General features: G+C 58.6%; 14 protein-coding genes. 10 read left to right on the top strand and 4 right to left on the bottom strand.

The window, feature by feature from the left end:
* The first annotated feature begins 183 nt into the window (after nucleotides 1-183).
* The 6 genes from DESU86_RS03065 to DESU86_RS03040 all read left to right on the top strand — a co-directional run bounded on the left by DESU86_RS03065 (nucleotide 184) and on the right by DESU86_RS03040 (nucleotide 5,770).
* Nucleotides 184-927 carry a basic amino acid ABC transporter substrate-binding protein gene (locus DESU86_RS03065; RefSeq protein WP_179979701.1) on the top strand — a complete coding sequence of 248 codons (744 nt, stop codon included), beginning with the start codon at nucleotides 184-186 and terminating at the stop codon, nucleotides 925-927.
* Nucleotides 928-988: 61 nt separating this feature from the next.
* Entirely contained in the window at nucleotides 989-1,732 is a 744-nt protein-coding gene (locus DESU86_RS03060; protein ID WP_179979700.1) for a basic amino acid ABC transporter substrate-binding protein, read from the top strand.
* A gap of 82 nt (nucleotides 1,733-1,814) precedes the next feature.
* On the top strand, nucleotides 1,815-2,615 hold the full coding sequence (locus tag DESU86_RS03055) for an amino acid ABC transporter permease (RefSeq protein WP_179979699.1): 801 nt from the start codon (nucleotides 1,815-1,817) through the stop codon (nucleotides 2,613-2,615).
* Nucleotides 2,602-3,351 carry an amino acid ABC transporter ATP-binding protein gene (locus DESU86_RS03050; RefSeq protein WP_179979698.1) on the top strand — a complete coding sequence of 250 codons (750 nt, stop codon included), beginning with the start codon at nucleotides 2,602-2,604 and terminating at the stop codon, nucleotides 3,349-3,351. The genes DESU86_RS03055 and DESU86_RS03050 overlap by 14 nt, the downstream gene beginning before the upstream one ends.
* A gap of 282 nt (nucleotides 3,352-3,633) precedes the next feature.
* Nucleotides 3,634-4,812, top strand: a complete 1,179-nt coding sequence (locus tag DESU86_RS03045; RefSeq protein WP_179979697.1) for a tRNA-specific 2-thiouridylase — start codon at nucleotides 3,634-3,636, stop codon at nucleotides 4,810-4,812.
* Nucleotides 4,813-5,089: 277 nt separating this feature from the next.
* Complete coding sequence (locus DESU86_RS03040) at nucleotides 5,090-5,770, top strand: IS1595 family transposase (protein WP_179979375.1); 681 nt, start codon at nucleotides 5,090-5,092, stop codon at nucleotides 5,768-5,770.
* A gap of 30 nt (nucleotides 5,771-5,800) precedes the next feature.
* Here the strand turns inward: DESU86_RS03040 and DESU86_RS03035 are convergent, their stop codons facing one another.
* A complete protein-coding gene (locus DESU86_RS03035) occupies nucleotides 5,801-6,871 on the bottom strand; it encodes a DUF3298 and DUF4163 domain-containing protein (RefSeq protein ID WP_232088242.1) in 1,071 nt (356 codons plus the stop codon).
* 534 nt (nucleotides 6,872-7,405) lie between these two features.
* A complete protein-coding gene (locus tag DESU86_RS03030) occupies nucleotides 7,406-8,626 on the bottom strand; it encodes a sodium:calcium antiporter (RefSeq protein ID WP_179979696.1) in 1,221 nt (406 codons plus the stop codon).
* A 602-nt stretch (nucleotides 8,627-9,228) separates the two neighbouring features.
* On the opposite strand from DESU86_RS03030, the gene DESU86_RS03025 reads away from it, so the two are divergent.
* Nucleotides 9,229-10,506 (top strand): YIP1 family protein, encoded by a 1,278-nt coding sequence (locus tag DESU86_RS03025; RefSeq protein WP_179979695.1) that lies wholly within the window; start codon nucleotides 9,229-9,231, stop codon nucleotides 10,504-10,506.
* Nucleotides 10,507-10,939: 433 nt separating this feature from the next.
* Nucleotides 10,940-11,728 carry a hypothetical protein gene (locus DESU86_RS03020; protein WP_179979694.1) on the top strand — a complete coding sequence of 263 codons (789 nt, stop codon included), beginning with the start codon at nucleotides 10,940-10,942 and terminating at the stop codon, nucleotides 11,726-11,728.
* 410 nt (nucleotides 11,729-12,138) lie between these two features.
* Here the strand turns inward: DESU86_RS03020 and DESU86_RS03015 are convergent, their stop codons facing one another.
* Nucleotides 12,139-13,563 (bottom strand): sodium:proton antiporter, encoded by a 1,425-nt coding sequence (locus DESU86_RS03015; RefSeq protein ID WP_442873477.1) that lies wholly within the window; start codon nucleotides 13,561-13,563, stop codon nucleotides 12,139-12,141.
* Between the two features lie 201 nt (nucleotides 13,564-13,764).
* On the opposite strand from DESU86_RS03015, the gene DESU86_RS03010 reads away from it, so the two are divergent.
* Nucleotides 13,765-14,355, top strand: coding sequence for a TrmH family RNA methyltransferase (locus DESU86_RS03010; RefSeq protein ID WP_179979693.1), 591 nt, complete (start codon nucleotides 13,765-13,767; stop codon nucleotides 14,353-14,355).
* Nucleotides 14,356-14,697: 342 nt separating this feature from the next.
* Here DESU86_RS03010 and DESU86_RS03005 read toward each other — a convergent pair whose 3' ends face one another.
* Nucleotides 14,698-15,336 carry a hypothetical protein gene (locus DESU86_RS03005; RefSeq protein WP_179979692.1) on the bottom strand — a complete coding sequence of 213 codons (639 nt, stop codon included), beginning with the start codon at nucleotides 15,334-15,336 and terminating at the stop codon, nucleotides 14,698-14,700.
* A gap of 219 nt (nucleotides 15,337-15,555) precedes the next feature.
* Here DESU86_RS03005 and uvrA point away from each other — a divergent pair, with 219 nt between their 5' ends.
* Nucleotides 15,556-18,513 carry an excinuclease ABC subunit UvrA gene (uvrA, locus tag DESU86_RS03000; protein ID WP_179979691.1) on the top strand — a complete coding sequence of 986 codons (2,958 nt, stop codon included), beginning with the start codon at nucleotides 15,556-15,558 and terminating at the stop codon, nucleotides 18,511-18,513.
* Nucleotides 18,514-18,590 lie beyond the last annotated feature (77 nt).

Below are 18,590 nucleotides of genomic sequence, written 5' to 3'. Positions count from 1 at the left end.
GCCCAACGCTAAAGAAGAACACGCTCTTTTCTGGCTGCCCGCCCCGTACCGGTGGCACTGCGCATTCCGGTAAAAACGGTCCAATCACGGTCTGTTTGCCGCATCAGCGGTATTGCGGAGCTGGCGTCCCCCCACAGACGCCGTGGGCGGCGGGCTTTGAAGGAAACCATTTTAGGAGGTCCCATGCTTCGCCGAATTGCCCTCGCCATGATTGGTCTCGTTCTTATGTGCAGTCCCGCCTTGGCGGCTGAAAAAATCATAGTCGCCAGCGACTGCACCTGGCCGCCGATGGAAATGCTTGATGCCAACAAGAAACCCGAAGGGTACTCCACCGACTACCTGCATGCCATTGGCAAGGCAATAGGGTTGGACATGGAGATCCGCAACGTGGCCTGGGACGGCATCTTCAGCGGCATAACCACTGGCCAGTATGATGTTGTGGCCTCTTCCGTCACCATTACGCCCGAGCGCCAGAAGCAGTTTGACTTTACCGACCCGTACTATGAAGTGGTGCAGGCCGTGGTCGTGCCCGAAGGCAAGAGCGTCAAGAGCCTTGCCGATCTCAAGGGCAAAAAGGTCGGCGGTCAGATAGGCACCACCGGCATCTTTGTGCTGCGCAAGGCCAACGTGGGCGCTGACATCAAAGAATATGACGATGTGGGTCTGGCCATGCAGGATCTCATGAACAATCGCATTGACGCCGTCATCTGTGATGATCCCGTGGCCATGTACTATGCCAACAAAAAGGCTGACACCGCTGGCAAGCTGAACCTTACGTACAAGACCGACGAGAAGGAATACTACGGCTTCACCGTGCGCAAGGGCCGCAAGGACCTTGTTGAAAAGCTCAACAAGGGCATCAAGCAGGTGAAGGCGTCTGGCGAAGAAGCCAAAATTATTGAAAAATGGATGGGCAAATCCAACTAGCCCGTTAGAAAGCGCTGCTGATATCCACCAGCAACGTTTTGCCGCACGTTAAGGAGGTTTCATGATCCGTCGTCTTACTCTTGCCCTGCTGACCCTGACCCTGCTTTGCGGTCAGGCCGTGGCCGCCGAAAAATACATTGTGGCCACAGACTGCACCTGGCCCCCCATGGAATATCTTGATGAAAACAAGCAACCCGTGGGCTTTGACGTGGACTTCATCACTGAAGTCGGCAAGGCTGCCGGATTTGAAGTTGATGTGCGCAATATTGCATGGGACGGTATCTTCGGCGGTGTGGCCACCGGCCAGTACGACATCGTGGCCGCTGCCACCACCATTACGCCCGAACGCCAGAAGCAGTTCGACTTCTCCGATCCTTACTATGAAGTGGCGCAGGCGGTTGTGCTGCCCGCCGGCAAGAACATCAAGAGCCTTGAAGACCTCAAGGGCAAGAAGGTCGGCGGCCAGATAGGCACCACCGGCGTGTTTGTCGTGCGCAAGTCCGGCGTGCCCGTGGATCTCAAGGAATACGACGATGTGGGCCTGGCCATTCAGGACATGCTCGGCGGACGCATTGACGCCGTCATCTGCGATGACCCTGTTGCCATGTACTATGCCAACAAGAAGGCCGATACCGCCGGCAAGCTGAACCTTTCGTACAAGACCGACGAGAAGGAATACTACGGCTTCACCGTGCGCAAGGGCCGCAAGGACCTTGTTGAAAAGCTGAACAAGGGCATCAAGGCAGTGAAGGCTTCCGGCGTTGAAGCCAAACTGCTTGAAAAGTGGATGGGCGCCTCCAAGTAGACAGGCCCCGCCGCCATGACTTTACAGGATGTCCGGGCCGCAAGGCCCGGACATCGCAGCCGTATCGACCTGAAGGATTGAGATGCACGACAAAAAAGACGGAAGCAAGGGCAATATCATCATGGTCACGGATGGGGCTTCCATCCCTGATCCTCGTGAATGGCGCCTGATAAACGCATGGTCTATTGCTCTGGTAGGGGCCATTTCCACTTTGTTCGCCCTGTGCCTCTGCTGGCCCGAGCCCTATTTGCGTATTTTGCTCTATTTGCCTGACGGCATTTTGATTACCTTTAAGATCACCGTTCTTTCCATATGCTGTGCAGTGCCTCTGGGGCTCGTGACGGGCCTTGGGCGCATTTCAAACAATCGCCTTATCAATCTTGTCGCCTCCACCTACGTGGAGGTGATTCGCGGCATCCCGCTGCTGGTACAGATTTTTTATATCTACTATGCGCTTTCGCGTTTTGTGCAGGTCAGCGGCGTCACCTCTGCCGTGGTTGCCATCAGTTTCTGTTACGGCGCGTATATGGGCGAAGTTTTCCGCGCGGGCATCACGGCCATCAACAAAGGGCAGAGTGAAGCGGCCCGTTCGCTGGGGTTCAATGGTTTTCAGACCATGCGCTATGTGGTGCTGCCCCAGGCCATGCGCACCATCCTGCCCCCTGTGGGCAATGAATGCATCGCCATGCTCAAGGATACCTCGCTTGTGTCCATCATGGCCGTGCCGGACATCATGCAGCGGGCCAGAAGCTTCGTGGGCACGACCTACCTCTATTTTGAGACCTATACCGTGGTGGCTTTGCTGTACCTTATCATCACGCTCATGCTTTCCAAAACCGTGAGCATTATGGAATCCAGGCTGAACTATTATGACGGAAAGTAGCACCACCGCCCCCATTATCACCATTCGCAATGTCTGGAAGTATTTCGACTCGCTGCCCGCCCTGCAGGACGTGAGCCTGGATATCGCTCCCGGCGAGCGCGTGGTCATCATCGGCCCCTCCGGATCGGGCAAGTCAACCCTGCTGCGTTCCATCAACCGGCTGGAAGAGATCGATCAGGGCAAAATCGTGGTCAAGGGTCAGGACATCATGAGTCCGGACAATGACATAAACCTGATCCGCCAGAATCTTGGCATGGTCTTCCAGCAGTTTAACCTGTTCCCCCACAAGACTGTGCTGGAAAACCTGACCCTCGCGCCCATAAAGCTGCTCAAGCTTACGCGCGAAGAGGCCGAAGCCCGCGCCCTTGGCCTGCTCAAAAAAGTGGGCATCAGCGAGAAGGCCAATGTGTATCCGGCCATGCTCTCCGGCGGCCAGCAGCAGCGCGTGGCCATAGCCCGCGCCCTGGCCATGCAGCCCGCCATCATGCTTTTTGACGAACCCACCTCGGCCCTTGACCCGGAAATGGTGGGCGAAGTGCTGGACGTTATGGTCAAACTGGCGGAAGAAGGCATGACCATGGTCTGCGTCACCCACGAAATGGGCTTTGCCCGCACCGTGGCAGACAGGCTCATCTTTATGGATCAGGGGCAGATTGTGGAGCAGGGCAGACCCGAAACCCTGTTCACGACCCCACGGCATCCCCGTCTGCGCCAGTTCCTCAATCAGATTCTGTAATTGCCGCTAGGCGCTCTTTTGCTGGGGAAAGAAAGCTCTTGCACGCAAGGACTTTCTTTCCCCAAGCCGCATTTTGATCTGGTTTGGGTTGTCGGTGAAATGCCTTGTGGGGGAGGGACCCTTTTGTAAAAGGGTCTCCTCCCCCACGCCCCCACCCCCTAAAACTTTTATTCCAGTTCACAGTAGTACAAAGAAATTTCTGACCCGTATCCAGGCTCCCGAAGGCAAAGTCTTCAAGGCGCCATGACACACTCAAAGTTGAAATGCTCCAAGGATGACAGTATGGCCGTGAGTAATACCACCACATCCCCCTGCACTGTAGCAGTGGCTGTCAGCGGGGGAGTGGACAGTCTTTGCGCCCTTGTCATGCTGCAACAGGCCGGGCATACGGTGCTGGCCCTGCACGGCCTTTTTTTGCCGAAAGCCGAGCTTGCGCCGCCGCCCGGTCTTGAAGATGCCTGCGCGGCCCTTGGCGTGCCCCTGCATGTTGCCGATCTGCGTCCGGCTTTCCAGCGTGGGGTGCTGGCCCCTTTTGCCGCTGCCTATGCGGCGGGCCGCACGCCCAACCCCTGCGCCCTGTGCAACAGGGCCATCAAGTTCGGAGCCCTGCTGGATGCCGCGCAAAAGCTCGGCGCGCACAAACTTGCCACAGGGCATTACGCGCGGCTTGTGAGCGCGCCGGAAGAAGAGGGCGCAGCAGAAAAAGCGTTGGGTCGCATGCCCCGCCTGCCCCTGCTGGCCGCCGCGCATGATGCGGCCAAGGATCAGAGCTATTTTTTGAGCCTCGTGCCACGGGCGCGGCTGGCGCAGGCCTGTTTTCCCCTGGCGGATCAGGATAAAACCCGCACCCGCGAAATTGTGGCGCAGGCTGGACTGACTGTGCCCCTGCCCGGTGAGAGCCAGGATATCTGCTTTGCCCCGGCTGTGGGGGCTTCCGCAGATATGGCGGCGGGCGGCGTTTCCGTATCCGAGGCGTACCGGCCATTTCTTGAGCGTCACTGGCAGGCGGCGTCCATCGTTCCTCCCGGCCCTGGCCCTGTCGTTTTACGGAATGCGGACGGCACGCAGCGGGAGATAGCCCGCCACAAGGGACTCTGGCGCTATACCGAGGGGCAGCGCAAGGGCCTGGGAATCGCCCACAGCGAGCCTCTGTACGTGCTTGCCAAGGATGGCCTTGCCAATACCCTGGTTGTGGGGCCGCGCGCCTTGCTGGGCGTCACCCGTTGCACCACAGGCATCGCCAACGTGGCCTTGCCGACGCGCTACTGGCCGCATGAAGTTCTGGTGCGTCTGCGCCACAGGCACAGGCCCGCGCCCGCCAACGTGCGTCTGGATGTGGAAGGTCGCCTGGAAATAGCGTTTGCCGAGCCACAGTTTCCTTCCGCCCCGGGGCAGGTGGCCGCTGTCTATGACGCCGCAGGCCGCGCGCTGGCTGCGGGAATAGTGGAGTTTATGGAATAGGCCGGTGGGGAACGTCTACCCGCAGCGGCCGGGAAATTTCAATGTGCATACGTATAAAAGGCTCCGTGCGGCAGTGCCGCACGGAGCCTTTTGCGTAGCATTGGAACCCCGGCATCAGAATAGAAAGCATCTTGCGCCACACTAAACCACAATAAAGGTTTTAGGGGGTGGGGGCGTGGGGGAGGAGACCCTTTTGCAAAAGGGTCCCTCCCCCACAAAGCCTATTCTTTTAGGGTCATGACTAGCTGAGAGGCCAACAAAAGGCTAAAAGCTAAGTATGGCAACAAAAAACAAGTATGCTTATCGTTCGAGAATTTCCGAGGACAAAATCCGTCAAATCGTAAGGCTGTTTGCCGTTGATTTGGACGCCTCTCAAATTGCCGAGGTCACGAGCCTCAACCGCAATACCATTAATAGGTATCTCGCTGCGTTCCGGGAAAGAATCGCCCAGTACTGTGAGGCGGAATCGCCTGTCAGCGGTGAGGTTGAGGTTGATGAAAGCTACTTTGGAGCGCGCCGGGTCAGAGGTATCAGAGGTCGGGGTGCTCGTGGCAAAACTATCGTTTTCGGCCTGTTTAAACGCAATGGGCACGTCTACACCGAAATTGTGCCCGACTGTTCAAAAGCCACTCTCCAGGGCATCATCAGAGGTCGCGTTGAACTTGAGAGCGTTATTCACTCTGACGGATGGCGTGGCTATGATGGTCTTGTAGACCTTGGCTATCAAAAGCATTTTCGTGTTCAGCACGGCAATAACGAATTTGCAAACAACCATTCCCACATTAACGGGATTGAAAGCTTTTGGGCCTTTGCAAAAACTCGGCTCGTCCGATTTAGAGGCTTGCACCAGCACACTTTTTATTTTCATTTGAAAGAATGCGAGTTTAGATTTAACCATCGGCGAGAGGACATATACAAATTGGTGCTCAAAATGCTCCGCAATTTTCCTCTCAGCTAGTCATGACCCTTCTTTTATTGTAACATTACCCTAGCGGCCCCAAAGGCGCAGCAGGGGGCTGGCGGGCAGGAGCTGATCCAGGGGCATGTCCACCTTTTGTGCTCCAGCGGCCCACGGAGCGACCTGATAGGGCTGAAAATTGATGCGCACGCCCTGCGGGGTCAGGGTCAGGCTGGCGAAGTTTTCCGGCACCGGGTTAAGGCCGGTGCGCAGCATCTGTTCCTGCCGCATGCCGCCCAGACGGCGTGAAAGTTCTTTGTATGACCAGGTGGACATGAGGTGCAGGGCTGCGTCCGGATCCTCAAAAAGATCCACCAGGCCAAGCCGCTGGCCTGTGAGCAGGCTGTAGTTCAGGGTCATGACGTCCAGATTGCCGTGGGCCCCACCGGTGTAGGTCCATACCTCGAACGTGATGCTGAGGCCTGCGGGTGAAGGCGACGTGACGCTGTACGATCCCCAGAGTTCATACGGCGGGCGTTCGCCGTCAAGCCCGGCTCCTGGCCCGAAGCTGCCGTTGTTACAGCTTTGTTCAAAAGCGCTGGCGATGCCTGTGACCCATTGGCGTATGTCGCTGTCTATCTGCTTGCTGCCCACAGAGGGGTAGCTGATGTTGATGACGGGGCCGCCGCTCTGGTCGCGGACAAGCTGGTGTTCAATGATGCCGGGCTTGCGCGAGCCAGAAATGATGGCGGCGGCGCTGTCCCGGGCGGATTGTTCCTCGGGGGCGACCTGGTCGCCAGCGCGTTCTCCGGCGCGATCCCCAACGTGGTCCCCGGCCTGATTTGCGGCCCGCTCACCTGGGTGTTCCTGCGAGGGCGCACCCGGCTTGGCGCTGTCGTCAGGGCGGGCATGCCCCGTAGCTTCCGCAGGGTACGGAGGCTCAAGGGCGGTGCCGGTTTCCGTCAGATCGGCGGTAGCGGTAAATTCCTGGGCCTGAGAGGGAGAGAGGGTCTGCTGATCCGGCATACGGGCCGCTTCGGCTGCCCGTTCACCGAGCAGCAGCGCCAGCAGAAGAAATGACAAAAGGCGCGGCATGGATATGATACCTTGATAACCGGTAATGGGTGAAGGCGAAACATTTTGCCGGAGGTAGTATACCATCTGTGCCCCTGCACTATCAGGTGCGGAACCGTCTTGCAGTTGCCCCGCGGTCACGCCGGGGCTGCATGTCTTGCGTTGTTTGCACAGGTGCGGCCCGGAAAAGCAGGCCGCACCAGCGAATGTCGTCAGCGGAAGCAAAAGGGACGCAAGGTGAAAAAAACGCAAAACCTGAAAAGGAAGCTGCATGGCTTTTCCTCATTTAGAGCAATTTAACTTTGAAAAAGTGTAAATGCTCTAACGTTGCACGAAAGTGCAGCGCGCCACAACGTGGCGTGGATTCAGCCGAAAATCACATTTTTCGGCTGAATGAACACTTTGAAATGTGAAGCATTTCAAAGTTACTCTGTTCTAGAGCAGAGTAGCTTTGCGAACGTGCATTCGCAAAGTTGCAGATACGCCCGTTATGGCGTGAACAGCGCAGATGCGCTGCGCTTGCGCCTTCACGGCGAGCGTCTGCTCCCGTAGTCGGCGAGCAGGTTTGCGAACCCGCTCTCGTCCCTGCCATGCCGCTGTCCAGCAGTATACAGGCTTTATTTAAACTTTGAAGCCCTTGCGAAGCTCCCATGCCTGACGCCAGTTCTTGATGAGCAGCACAGCCGCCAGCACCAGATACACCTTGGCATAGAACAAATGCAGCCGCAGGGGATCATGCGGCAGCCCCAGCATGGTTTCAAGCTGTACGTCATACAGGGGCGAAAGCAGTTGCAGGCTGAAGAGCAGAAGCAGCCAGATCGCCTCGCGTACGTGCAGCCGCAGGTCCAGCAGCAAAGCCACGGCAAAAAGAGATTGCCCGGCTGTGAGTAATATTTCCTGAAACTGGTGCGTGTCAAGGTTTATGGAAGGGGAAAAGCCGCCTGAAGAGGCCGCGTATACGCCAGGTATCATGCCAACCAGCAGAGTCCATTGATTAAGTTTTGAAGAAAGCAGGCAGCCCAGAGCCAAACCGGCGTTGCCGCGTGAGGCGAACATGAGGGCCACAATAAATTCCGGCGCTTCCGAGGCCAGAGGAGCAATCCACTGCACCAGCAGAAATTCGTTGACGTGCAGCATTTTGCCGCTGGCAATGAGCCCTTCGCTGAACATTTCCGCGTTGCCCAAAATCACGATGGCCGCAAACACAAAAATGAGTATCACGCTGCGAAGACGTACTTTTTTGGCCAGACGCGCCAGTACGGCGGCCGGGCCCTCAAGCTCCTCCTCCTCGACGGGGCGGCGCATGATGATGAGTATGTACCAGACGTAGATGCCAAGAAGCACCAGTCCGTCCACCCAGGTAAGGGAACCCTTGAGCGGAATGATAAGCGCATAGACCGTAGCCATGGCCAGAAACAGCACGTCGGTGCGTTTGTCGCTGTGCAGCACCACGGCAGAGTGGAAGCGTCCGGCAAAGATAAGCACGATGGCCGACCACCCCACGCCGATAAGCAGCCTGTTGGCTCCGGTCATATTGGCAATGGCGTAGTGGGAGTAGGAACTGTCGGGGTTCTGGCCCGCCATCCAGGTAAAGTACATGTCCACGGCGTATTCGGGCAACACGGCGATAAAGGCCACCACTGCCACTGCCACAGCCTGCGGCATGTCCATCTGGGCCACTTCACAGGCCCAGGTAAGCAGAAATGAGGCTCCAAGAATGGCCATGCCCGCGAGCGCGGTCACAATCAAAGGTGAAATATCGGGCGGTGCAAGATGAAGAGCCAGACCGGGAATGGTCATGAGTACAGCCAGGATATAGGGCCTTAGGGCGCGGATGCTCATAATGATGTTGTCTCCTTAAAAAAATAAAAAGACCTTGGCATATTGATGCCAAGGTCTCACTAATCGGCGGAACCGACGGCGGCACCAGGCTTAAAGCCATGCTGTTGATGCCGCCCGGGTTTCAAGAACCCAGTTACTCCCCTTGTGCGGTCAGGCTATAACCACTAAAGGACCGTGTCAACATGCGAGAAGAATAACTTTACGTTCAGGTATTATTTTCATGCGCATTTTGGCGCTTGGCACGCCGTTACACCGCAACGCTTTGCGGGAAAGGGATGCTTTGTGGGGGAGAGAGCGCTAGGTGGGGGAGAGGTGTTTTGTGGAGGAGGGAGCGCTAGATGGGGGAGGGACCCTTTTGCAAAAGGGTCTCCTCCCTCACCCCCTAAACTCTTATTATATTTTGGTCTATGGCGAGGTGTTTTTGAAATGACGATGGGGGCAGAGGCAGCGCCTGTCAGGCGTCACACCACCGCAAAGCGGCATTCGTATGAGAATGTTGGCGTCACGGGTACGCCGTGCCGGACGCTTGCCAGCGGCAAAGCCTGTGGATACTATATATGCCACTTTATGGCCTTACGATGTGTTTACTCAGGAGAAGCTTTGTGAATATTACGTGTCCGCGTTGCGGCTTCAGCCGCCAAGTGCCCGCCGACCGCCTCCCGGCGCGTGCGGTTATCGCCACCTGCCCCCATTGCTCCTGCCGGTTCCGCTTTGGGCCTGACACCGGCGTGCAGGAGGTTCTGCCGGATGCGCCGCAAACCGGAGACCACGGCCCCGCACGCGACCAGGGCGCGGTTCCCGCTTCTCACGATGTGCCAGATTCCGCAAATGCCACAGACTCCGTTAGCTCCGCAGATTCCGGCGAATACCGGGATGCTGCGGGCGCGGCGCGAGATCCCAATGAAGACGACCCCCTGCCTCCGGGAGCCATTGTTCCCGGAAGCCCCTCATGGTCGCGCGAGGACGCAAGGCCAAACCATACCGCGCAGCAGGATACAGAGCCGCGTGGGCGGGAACAGGCCTCTACGCGGGATGGCGCGCAAAAGAGGGGCTTGGGCGCGGGCAAGGCCGGGCCTGAGGGCTCTGCGGATCATGATGATGACCCGCGCGCCGAAGCCAGCCGCGCCTATGAGCGTGAACAGAACCGCCGTTACGACGAGGACGATGATCCGTATGACCGCAGGCGCGGCCTTGGGGATGCTGCGGACGATCATGACGGCGATGCCGGGCACGATGGGTATGACGCCCAGTATGATGACGGCGAGGGCGGCATTCCGTGGGAAACAGCCCCGGAACCCGATGGCTGGCTGTCTGCCTTTTATCATACCTGTATGCGCGTCATGTTCAGCACGCAGCGTCTTTTCAGCCAGGTGCGGCCCGATGGGTCGCAGATGCGCGCCCTGATTTTTTATCTGCTGGTGAGCGTGGTGCAGGTCGTTGTGGAGCGCGTCTGGTCAGGGCTGTTCATGTCCCTTATGGCGCCCAGCGCCGCTTCTGACCCCCAACTGGAAAAAATGCTCATCCTGCTTTCGCCGCAGATGAGCCTGCCCATGATCATTCTGATCAAAACGGGCATGTCCGTAATCCAGCTGTATGTGCTCAGCGCGCTTATAAACTTCACCTATGGTTTTGTACGCGGCCGCCGTGCCGATTTCGGCCAGGTATTTCAGGTTCTGGCCTATGCCGCCGCGCCCACGCTCTTGTGCGTGGTGCCTTTGCTGGGTTCTCTGGTGGGCTTTGTCTGGATGGTGGCCTGCGTGCTGGTGGGCTGCCGCGCGGCGCTCAGGCTCACATGGCCGCAAACGCTCATGGGGCTGGCTCCGGTCATTCTGCTGATAGCGCCCCTGCTTCTCCAGATATTTCAGGCTGCCCGCATGTGACCGGGAAGCCGGACCATTGCCTGATCCGCAAGCGTCATGGCCGCTCCACCGTCTGCTATGGCGGCGGAGCGGCCATGTTGATTGTTGTGGCACGCTTTTGGCAACTGCCAGAATACTGGCGTTGCGCCATGTCTGCGTAAGGACACATGCGCCTGCCGCGCAACCGGGGCCGCAACGGAAACAGAATTAAGGAAACGCTGAGTTATTCCGTTTGGCGGCGTTGCTTCATTTTTTTGAAACAGTCGAGGACGGAAGAGTCCACTCCTGCTTCAAAAAAAGATCGCGCCTTGCCAAAGAAAATACCAGCGCGTTTCCAGGAGGCTCTTTAATCAGTGCTTCCTTAAGAAAAACCACGTTGGTCAGAAAACAATCATCAACGGCACTCTGCCCCGAGGGACAGGCTGCCCGGTTGGTTTTACGTCAGGAGAACACTATGCATACCTGCCCTTCAGTTTCAGGCGCGTGGCGCGGCCAGAGTTTTGAGGATACGGCCTGGCCCCTGGTGCGTATCCTGTTTGCAGCGGTGTTTTGCCTGCTGCTGTTCTTGGCGTCGGGCTGCGCCAGAGCGCCCGATGACACCAGTCGTACCGAGCGCGGCGTGACGGGAGATCTGAGCACGCCCATTCAGGTGCAGGTCAGCAATTTTGTGCGCCGCCAGCCGCCAGCCATTTACGTGCGGCCAAGAGAGCCACTGGGGTACCGGCCCACAGCGCTTTTTGTTCCTTTGCGGACGGTGCAGCAGATGTCCAACGCCGTTACCTTCAGCAACATGTTTTCGCGCCAGATATGGCAGGTGTGGCTGTCGCTCAATGCCTTTTCCGCTCTTGAGTATGACACCAGCGCCACGCCCTTCGAGCCGCAGCGCGCGCTCGCCGTCGCCAGGGCGCGCGGAGCGCAGATGCTGGTGAGCGGCTATATCAATCACTATATGGACGGCGGCTCCGGCGGCACCAGTTCGCTTTCGCTGGCCATGGAAGTCTATGACGTGAAGACTGGCACGGTTGTGTGGTCCATGGCGCAGGGCGGGCTTATGGATGCGCGTCAGGTGCATGACTTCTATCTCTTTTCCGTAACGGAAGTGAATCCCGAAGACCCCTCAAGCCTCATTGCCCGCACCCTGGCCTGGGATATGGGGCGTCAGGTTCTGGGTTGGGTAGACCCGAGCCATCCGGCTCCCAGGGACTCTTCGTGGACCGACATGTTCAAGTCCAAGGCTTTTTAGGGAAACGCTGATTTGTTCCGTTTGGCGGTGTTGCTTCACTTTTTTTGAAACAGTCGAGGACGGAAGAGTCCACTCCTGCTTCAAAAAAAGATCGCGCCTTGCCAAACGAAACAACTGCGCGTTTCCAGGAGGCTCTTTAATCGGTGCTTCCTTGCCACGAAATGCGAGCAGGCAGGCTTTTGCCTGCCTGCTCGCATTTCGTGGCAAGGATTTTCAGAAAAATCCTTGCAGAGCAGTTTACGAATGAAATGCGTTAATTGCTCTAGACAGTGTAGTCACGAGATGAATTTTCAGTCATATCAAGGAGAACAAGCCTTTTATGCAGGGAGTGTACTCTGATGGTACTCGACCGGAATAAAAGGCGAAGTTCGACGGAGAGATGCCTGAAAAGGCGCTCGTGACTACACTGTCTAGAAAAACAGCCACGTCAGCAGCAGGAACAGGGGCAGCAGCACGCAGCCGGACCAGAGCATATAGCCGAAAAATCCGGGCATGCGCACGCCCTGGTTTTCGGCTATGGCCCGTACCATAAAGTTGGGGGCATTGCCGATGTAGGTATTGGCTCCCATAAACACGGCTCCTGCCGATATGGCGGCAAGGGTGGCGGGGGCGTCGCGCATGAGGGTTTGGGCATCGCCTCCGGCGGTGTTAAAAAAGACCACGTAGGTGGGGGCGTTGTCCAAAAAGCTTGTGAGCACGCCCGTGAGCCAGAAATACATGGCGTTGTCGGGTTGGCCGTTGCTGGAGACAAGCTGGATGAGTCCCGCGAGCGCGCCGTCAGTTCCGGCTTTCAGGATGGCTATGGCCGGAATCATGCTGACGAAGATGCCCAGAAAAAGCTTGGCGACCTCTTCAATGGGGGCCCAGGAAAATCCGTTGGCCTTCCGGCTGGCAGGGTTGGTAAGCCGCAGCGAGAGCCAGGCCAGGGCCAGCAGCGCAAGGTCGCGCGCAATATTCTGCCCTTCGAGGGGCACGCCGTAGACCTCTGCCGCCGTGCCAAGGCGGAACAGGCCGGAGAGCAGCACCGCCAGAACGATGCCAGCCAGAAGCAGCAGGTTGACCTTGCCTTCAAGCCCCAGTTTTTCAGTGGTGCCTGCCCGTGAACACGGGGGAAGGGGCCTGCCTTCCCTGGCGAACAGCATTGCGTCAAGGGCAAGGTAGATGAGCAGCAGGACGGTGGATAGCAGAAGCGTTTTCAGAAAGAGGTTGGTGGTTGTCCAAAAAAAACTGACCCCTTTGAGAAATCCCAGAAACAGCGGCGGGTCGCCCAGGGGCGTCAGGGAACCGCCGATGTTGGCCACAAGAAAAATGAAGAACACAACGCTGTGCACCTTGTAGCGGCGGTGGGCGTTGGCCCGCAGCAAGGGGCGTATGAGCAGCATGGCCGCTCCGGTGGTGCCCATCCAGCTGGCAAGGACTGTGCCCACGGCCAGAATCCCGGCGTTGACCAGGGGCGTGCCTGTGAGCGAGCCCTTAAGGCGCACGCCGCCAGCCACCGTGAAAAGAGAAAAGAGCAGAATGATGAATGGGATGTAATCAAGAATGATGATATGCAACAACTCGTACAAAGCCACGGAGGGGCCGAAGACAAAGGCGCAGGGCAGCAGAAATGCCAGGCCCCAGAATACGGAAATTTTGCCGAAATGCCGCTCCCAGAAGTGCGGGGAGGCAAGGGGCATGACGGCTATGGACAGCAGCATGCACACAAAGGGGATGGCCCAGAGGGCGTCCAGCCCTGCGCCCGGCAGCGTGGGATGCCCTTGGGCGGCCAGTGCGGCGGCGGGCAGGCAGAAGGGCAGGGGCAGCGCGAAAAGTAGTGTTCGGATATGCATCATGAGGCTCCAGCGTGTATCCAGAAGGCATGAGAGTCTAAGGAAACGCCGCCAAACGAAATACCAGCGCGTTCCCAGGAGGCTCTTTAATCAGTGCTTCCATAATAATGTATATTGAATGCGCTGTGGAGTCAATGCGCTTGCCTGGGCCAGCTTTTTTTGAGAAATAACAAGGCCTGAACAGAACAGCAAAGGAAGACCCCCATGTCCAAGGAACCCACAGAAAGACGCAAGGCCCGCCTGCTTGAAGTGCTGAGCCACCGCCAGCCCGACCTGACTCTGGTGCTGGCGAATATTCATGATCCACACAATGTGTCGGCCATCTACCGCTCGTGCGACGCCTTCGGCGTCAGCCAGGTGAACCTGTATTACACCAACACCCCTTTTCCCGCGCTTGGGCGCAAGACCTCGGCTTCGGCCCGCAAGTGGGTGGAAAGCGTACGCCATAAAGACAGCGCGGCACTGATGACGAGTTTGCACGGGCAGGGCATGCAGGTGCTTGCCACATCCTGCACGCCTACGGCCCGGCCCTTGCGGGAATGGGATTTCACCCGCCCCACGGCGGTGATTATGGGCAACGAACACAGCGGCGTTGAGCAGGATTTGCTCAATGTGGCTGACGGCGAGCTCTATATCCCCATGTATGGCATGATTCAGAGCTTCAACGTCTCGGTGGCGGCGGCCATCATTCTGTCCGAAGCCGCCCGCCAGCGCGAGGCGGCGGGAATGTACGGAACGCCACGCCTGGACGCGGCCTCTTTACAGGCCAAAATGGACGAATGGCTGGAAAAGTAGGGAAAACAGAACACGCGGAAAAAGCAGAAAAAGCAGAAAAAGCGGGCACCGCCCGTTCTGTTTTCAGTCGTGTTGATTGCCCTTGAGAGCACGCATCGCAAAGGGTGCGCCACGCCCGCTACAGTGTTTACCCGCGCAGACAGCCGGGGTTGACATCTGCACTGCGGGCGTTGGCACGTAGCCGCCAGAGCGATACGCAAGAGCGATACGTCAGAGCGGTATATGACAAGAGTTTTGGGGGGAGGGGGCGTGGGGGAGGGACCCTTTTGCAAAAGGGTCCCTCCCCCACAGAGCGCTTTACCGAGGCACAGTTCTGTCGCTGCGCGCCTTGCGCCCTGAGGGCTACTGCGCGTCGCTGACCGGCTGCACGTATTTTTCAAAGCGCTTGCCGTTCCACTGATAGCCGATGTCATAGGCCACAGGCACATGGGCCATGCCGGTGCTGGTCCAGAACAGGGGCTGCGCGCGCAGCCCGCCAAGGCCCAGGCAGATCATGACCGTGGCCTGCACGTCCGGCGGCAGCTTTTGGTCTTTGGCCAGAAATTCCTCAACGGCGGGTTCCGGCGGCGTGTCCACGGGAACCAGACGGCCGGAGGCGTCCATGCGCCACAGTTCCACAGTGCAGACCGAGCCGCCCAGAGTGCCTATGGCCGCGTCCACCGACGCGTCATTGGTGTGCCGGAAAAGACGCAGTGCTACCGCAATGTCATGAAAGGGCAGATTGGCGAAAACCATGATGTCTTCAGTTTCGCCCGCTATTTCCCAAAAATCGGACTGTCCGTTGGCCAGCAGCTTTTGCTTTTCGGCGGGGCTCAGGCCTTCAGGGGTATTTTCAAAAATGCTTTCAGGCAGGCTTGTAAAAAATTCCCGCGCGTTGCGTTCGGGCGCGGCCGCCACGGCAGGCGCGTGGTGGAAGGCCAGAGCGGAAACAAGGGCAAGAGCCAGAGCAAGAAAATGCGTGCGAGCGCGTTGGTAAACCATAGTGTATGCTCCCTGTCGCAGGACGGTTTGATGGGCCTGCGTTCGTAAAAAAATTTATACCGCCTTTATGGTTTTTTGTCCACGCAGAGGTGAGAACAGTTCTCAAGTTTTGTTTCGGCATCAAAACCGCGCCATTGGCGCGGTCTTCACCAATGCGGGCGACTTCAATGGGCCTGGGCCATCTTGCCAACCGGCCCCGGCGCGCTTACATATGCCCACATGAACACCAGCACCAAAAAACCTTGCATACATATTGAAAAGGCCCGGCAGCACAACCTCAAAGACATCAGTCTGGACATACCGCGCGATGAGCTGGTGGTCATTTGCGGGCCTTCCGGGTCCGGCAAGTCCACGCTGGCTTTTGACATCGTCTATGCCGAAGGTCAGCGCCGCTACGTAGAATCCCTTTCTGCCTACGCGCGCCAGTTTCTGCCCCAGATGGACAAGCCTGACGTTGAAAAGATTGAAGGGCTTTCTCCCGCCATATCCCTTGAGCAGCAAAGCGTTTCGCGCAACCCGCGTTCCACCGTGGGTACTGTGACGGAAATTTACGACTTTTTGCGCGTGTTTTTCGCCCGCCTTGGTCGCATGTATTGCCCCCAGTGCGGACGCCCCATCGAGGCGCGCGCCGCAGACGAAATCATTGCAGATATTCTGGCCCTGCCGCAGGGCGCCAAGTTTATGGTGCTGGCTCCGCTGGTCGAGCTGCAAAAAGGCACGCATCAGGACAAGTTCAAAAAACTCAAGGCCGAGGGGTTCGCCCGCGTGCGGGTCAACGGCGTTTTTTGCACTCTGGATGACGTGCCCGCTCTGGATAAAAACAAAAAGCACAGCATTGACCTTGTGGTGGACCGCCTTGTGAACAAGGAAGGCATCAGGGGACGCCTGGCCGACTCGGTGGAGCTGGCCCTGCGCTATGGCGAGGGCCGCCTTGTGGTGCATCTGCCAGACAAGGCGGCTGCGGGCGAGGAGGCCGACACCACGCACTCCACCTCCTCTGTCTGCACGCACTGCCGCATTTCCCTGCCAGCGCCAAGCCCGCAGCTCTTCTCCTTCAACGGGCCGCAGGGGGCCTGCCCGCGCTGCGTGGGCCTTGGCGGCGTGGACTACTTTGAGCCACGGCTCATTGCGCCCAATATGGGGCTTTCGCTCAATACGGGCGTGCTGTTGCCCTGGGCCACGGACAAGATGTTCAGCCGCTATGAGGGCGCGCTCAAGGCATTGGGCAAGCGCTTCAAGTTCACCTTGTCCACGCCGCTGGAAGAATTTTCTGAAGACGCCCTGGCCGCGCTATTTTACGGCGAGGACGAAAAGGGCAGGCCCGCGCGCTCATCCCTGGGCCTGCGCCGCAACTGGATGGGCGGCAACGTGGCTCTTGGGGCCGGGGGCGACTATCAGAGCGAGCATTTTACCGCCGCCAGAAGCACGGGCGACGTGAGCGTCAATGACAAGCGCTGGCCCGGCGTCATCCCCCTGCTGGAAAGCGGCATGCAGTACGGCGACGCCTGGCGCGAAGCCCTTTCGCGTTACCGGCAGACCATGGATTGCCCGGACTGCAAGGGCGCGCGGCTCAATCCCAACGCGCTCTCGGTGCGTGTGGACGATCTCAATATCGCGGCCTTCTGCAATCTTTCGGTGGAGCGCGCTCTGGAATGGCTGGAAAAGCGCGAGTTTTCGGGCCGCCATGTGGTCATAGCCGAGCCGCTCATGAAGGAGCTGACGCACCGTCTGTCCTTCATGCGCAGCGTGGGGCTGGAATACCTGTCCCTTGGGCGGTCCATGTCCACCCTGTCCGGTGGCGAGGCCCAGCGCATCCGGCTGGCAAGCCAGCTTGGTTCCGGCCTTGTGGGCGTGACCTACGTGCTGGACGAACCGTCCATCGGGCTGCACCCGCGCGACAACGAGCGGCTCCTGGGCACGCTGCGCTCGCTTCAGGCGCGGGGCAACACCGTGCTGGTGGTGGAACACGACGAGGCCACCATCTGCGAGGCCGATACGGTCATCGAGCTTGGCCCCGGTTCTGGCTCGCACGGCGGCGACATCATGTTTCAGGGCAGTGTGGACGACCTGCTTTCCAAGGCCAATACGCTCACGGCCCGTTACCTTCGCGGGGACGACACCATTGCCCTGCCGGACGCCCGGCGTGACCCGCAGGGCTGGCTTGTGCTGCACAATGTGACCACCAACAACCTGCGCAATGTGGAGTGCCGCATCCCCCTCGGCGTGCTGACCTGCGTGACCGGGGTTTCCGGTTCCGGCAAAAGCTCGCTGGTGGTGGACACGCTGTACAAACACCTGGCCCTGAACCTGGGCCTGCGGGTTGATCAGCCAGGCGCCATCGGCGGCCTGGCCTACGAAGACGGCGCTGCCCCCATCGAGCGTATCGTGGCCATTGACCAGACGCCCATCGGGCGCACCCCGCGCTCCAACCCGGCCACCTATACCAAGATATTCGACGAGATTCGCAATATCTTCGCCATGACGCAGGACGCCCGCAAGCGCGGCTACAAGCCAGGCCGTTTCAGCTTCAACGTGCGTGGAGGCCGGTGCGAAGCCTGTGGCGGCGACGGGCAGATTCGGGTAGAAATGCATTTTCTGCCGGACGTTTACGTCACCTGCGACGTGTGCAAGGGCAAGCGCTACAACCACGAAACCCTTGAGGTGCGCTACAAAGGGCTGAACATCGCCGAGGTGCTCAACCTTACCGTGAGCCAGGCCAGGGATCTGTTTCAGAACTACCCCGCGCTGGAGCGCCGTCTTGCCGTGCTGGAAGAGGTCGGCCTGGAATACCTGCGGCTTGGGCAGCCCGCCACCACGCTTTCGGGCGGCGAGGCGCAGCGCATCAAGATCTCGCGCGAGCTGGGCAAGCGCTCGCTGCCCGGCACCATGTATATTCTGGACGAGCCCACCACCGGCCTGCACATGCACGAGGTGGGCAAGCTCATCAAGGTGCTGCACGCGCTGGTGGACAGGGGAGCCAGCGTGGTGGTCATTGAACACAATACGGACATGATCCTCGCCTCCGACCATGTGCTGGATATGGGACCGGGCGGCGGCGAAAACGGCGGCCTCATCGTTTCGGCCGGAACGCCGGAAGCCATCGTGGCCGACCCCAATTCCGTCACCGGGCAGTTCCTCATGCAGGAACGTCTGGACAGGATAAAGAGGCGCTCGTAACGACACGCTCTGGAGCGGAGAATCTTTGGAATGTTTGTAGGCAGGAATGCTTTGTGGGGGAGGGACCCTTTTGCAAA

Origin of the sequence: Desulfovibrio sp. 86 (genome assembly GCF_902702915.1) — a bacterium.
Taxonomy (GTDB): domain Bacteria; phylum Desulfobacterota; class Desulfovibrionia; order Desulfovibrionales; family Desulfovibrionaceae; genus Desulfovibrio.
The sequence above is the reverse complement of the archived record's forward strand: the minus strand, read 5'-3'. Positions and strand labels throughout refer to the sequence as shown.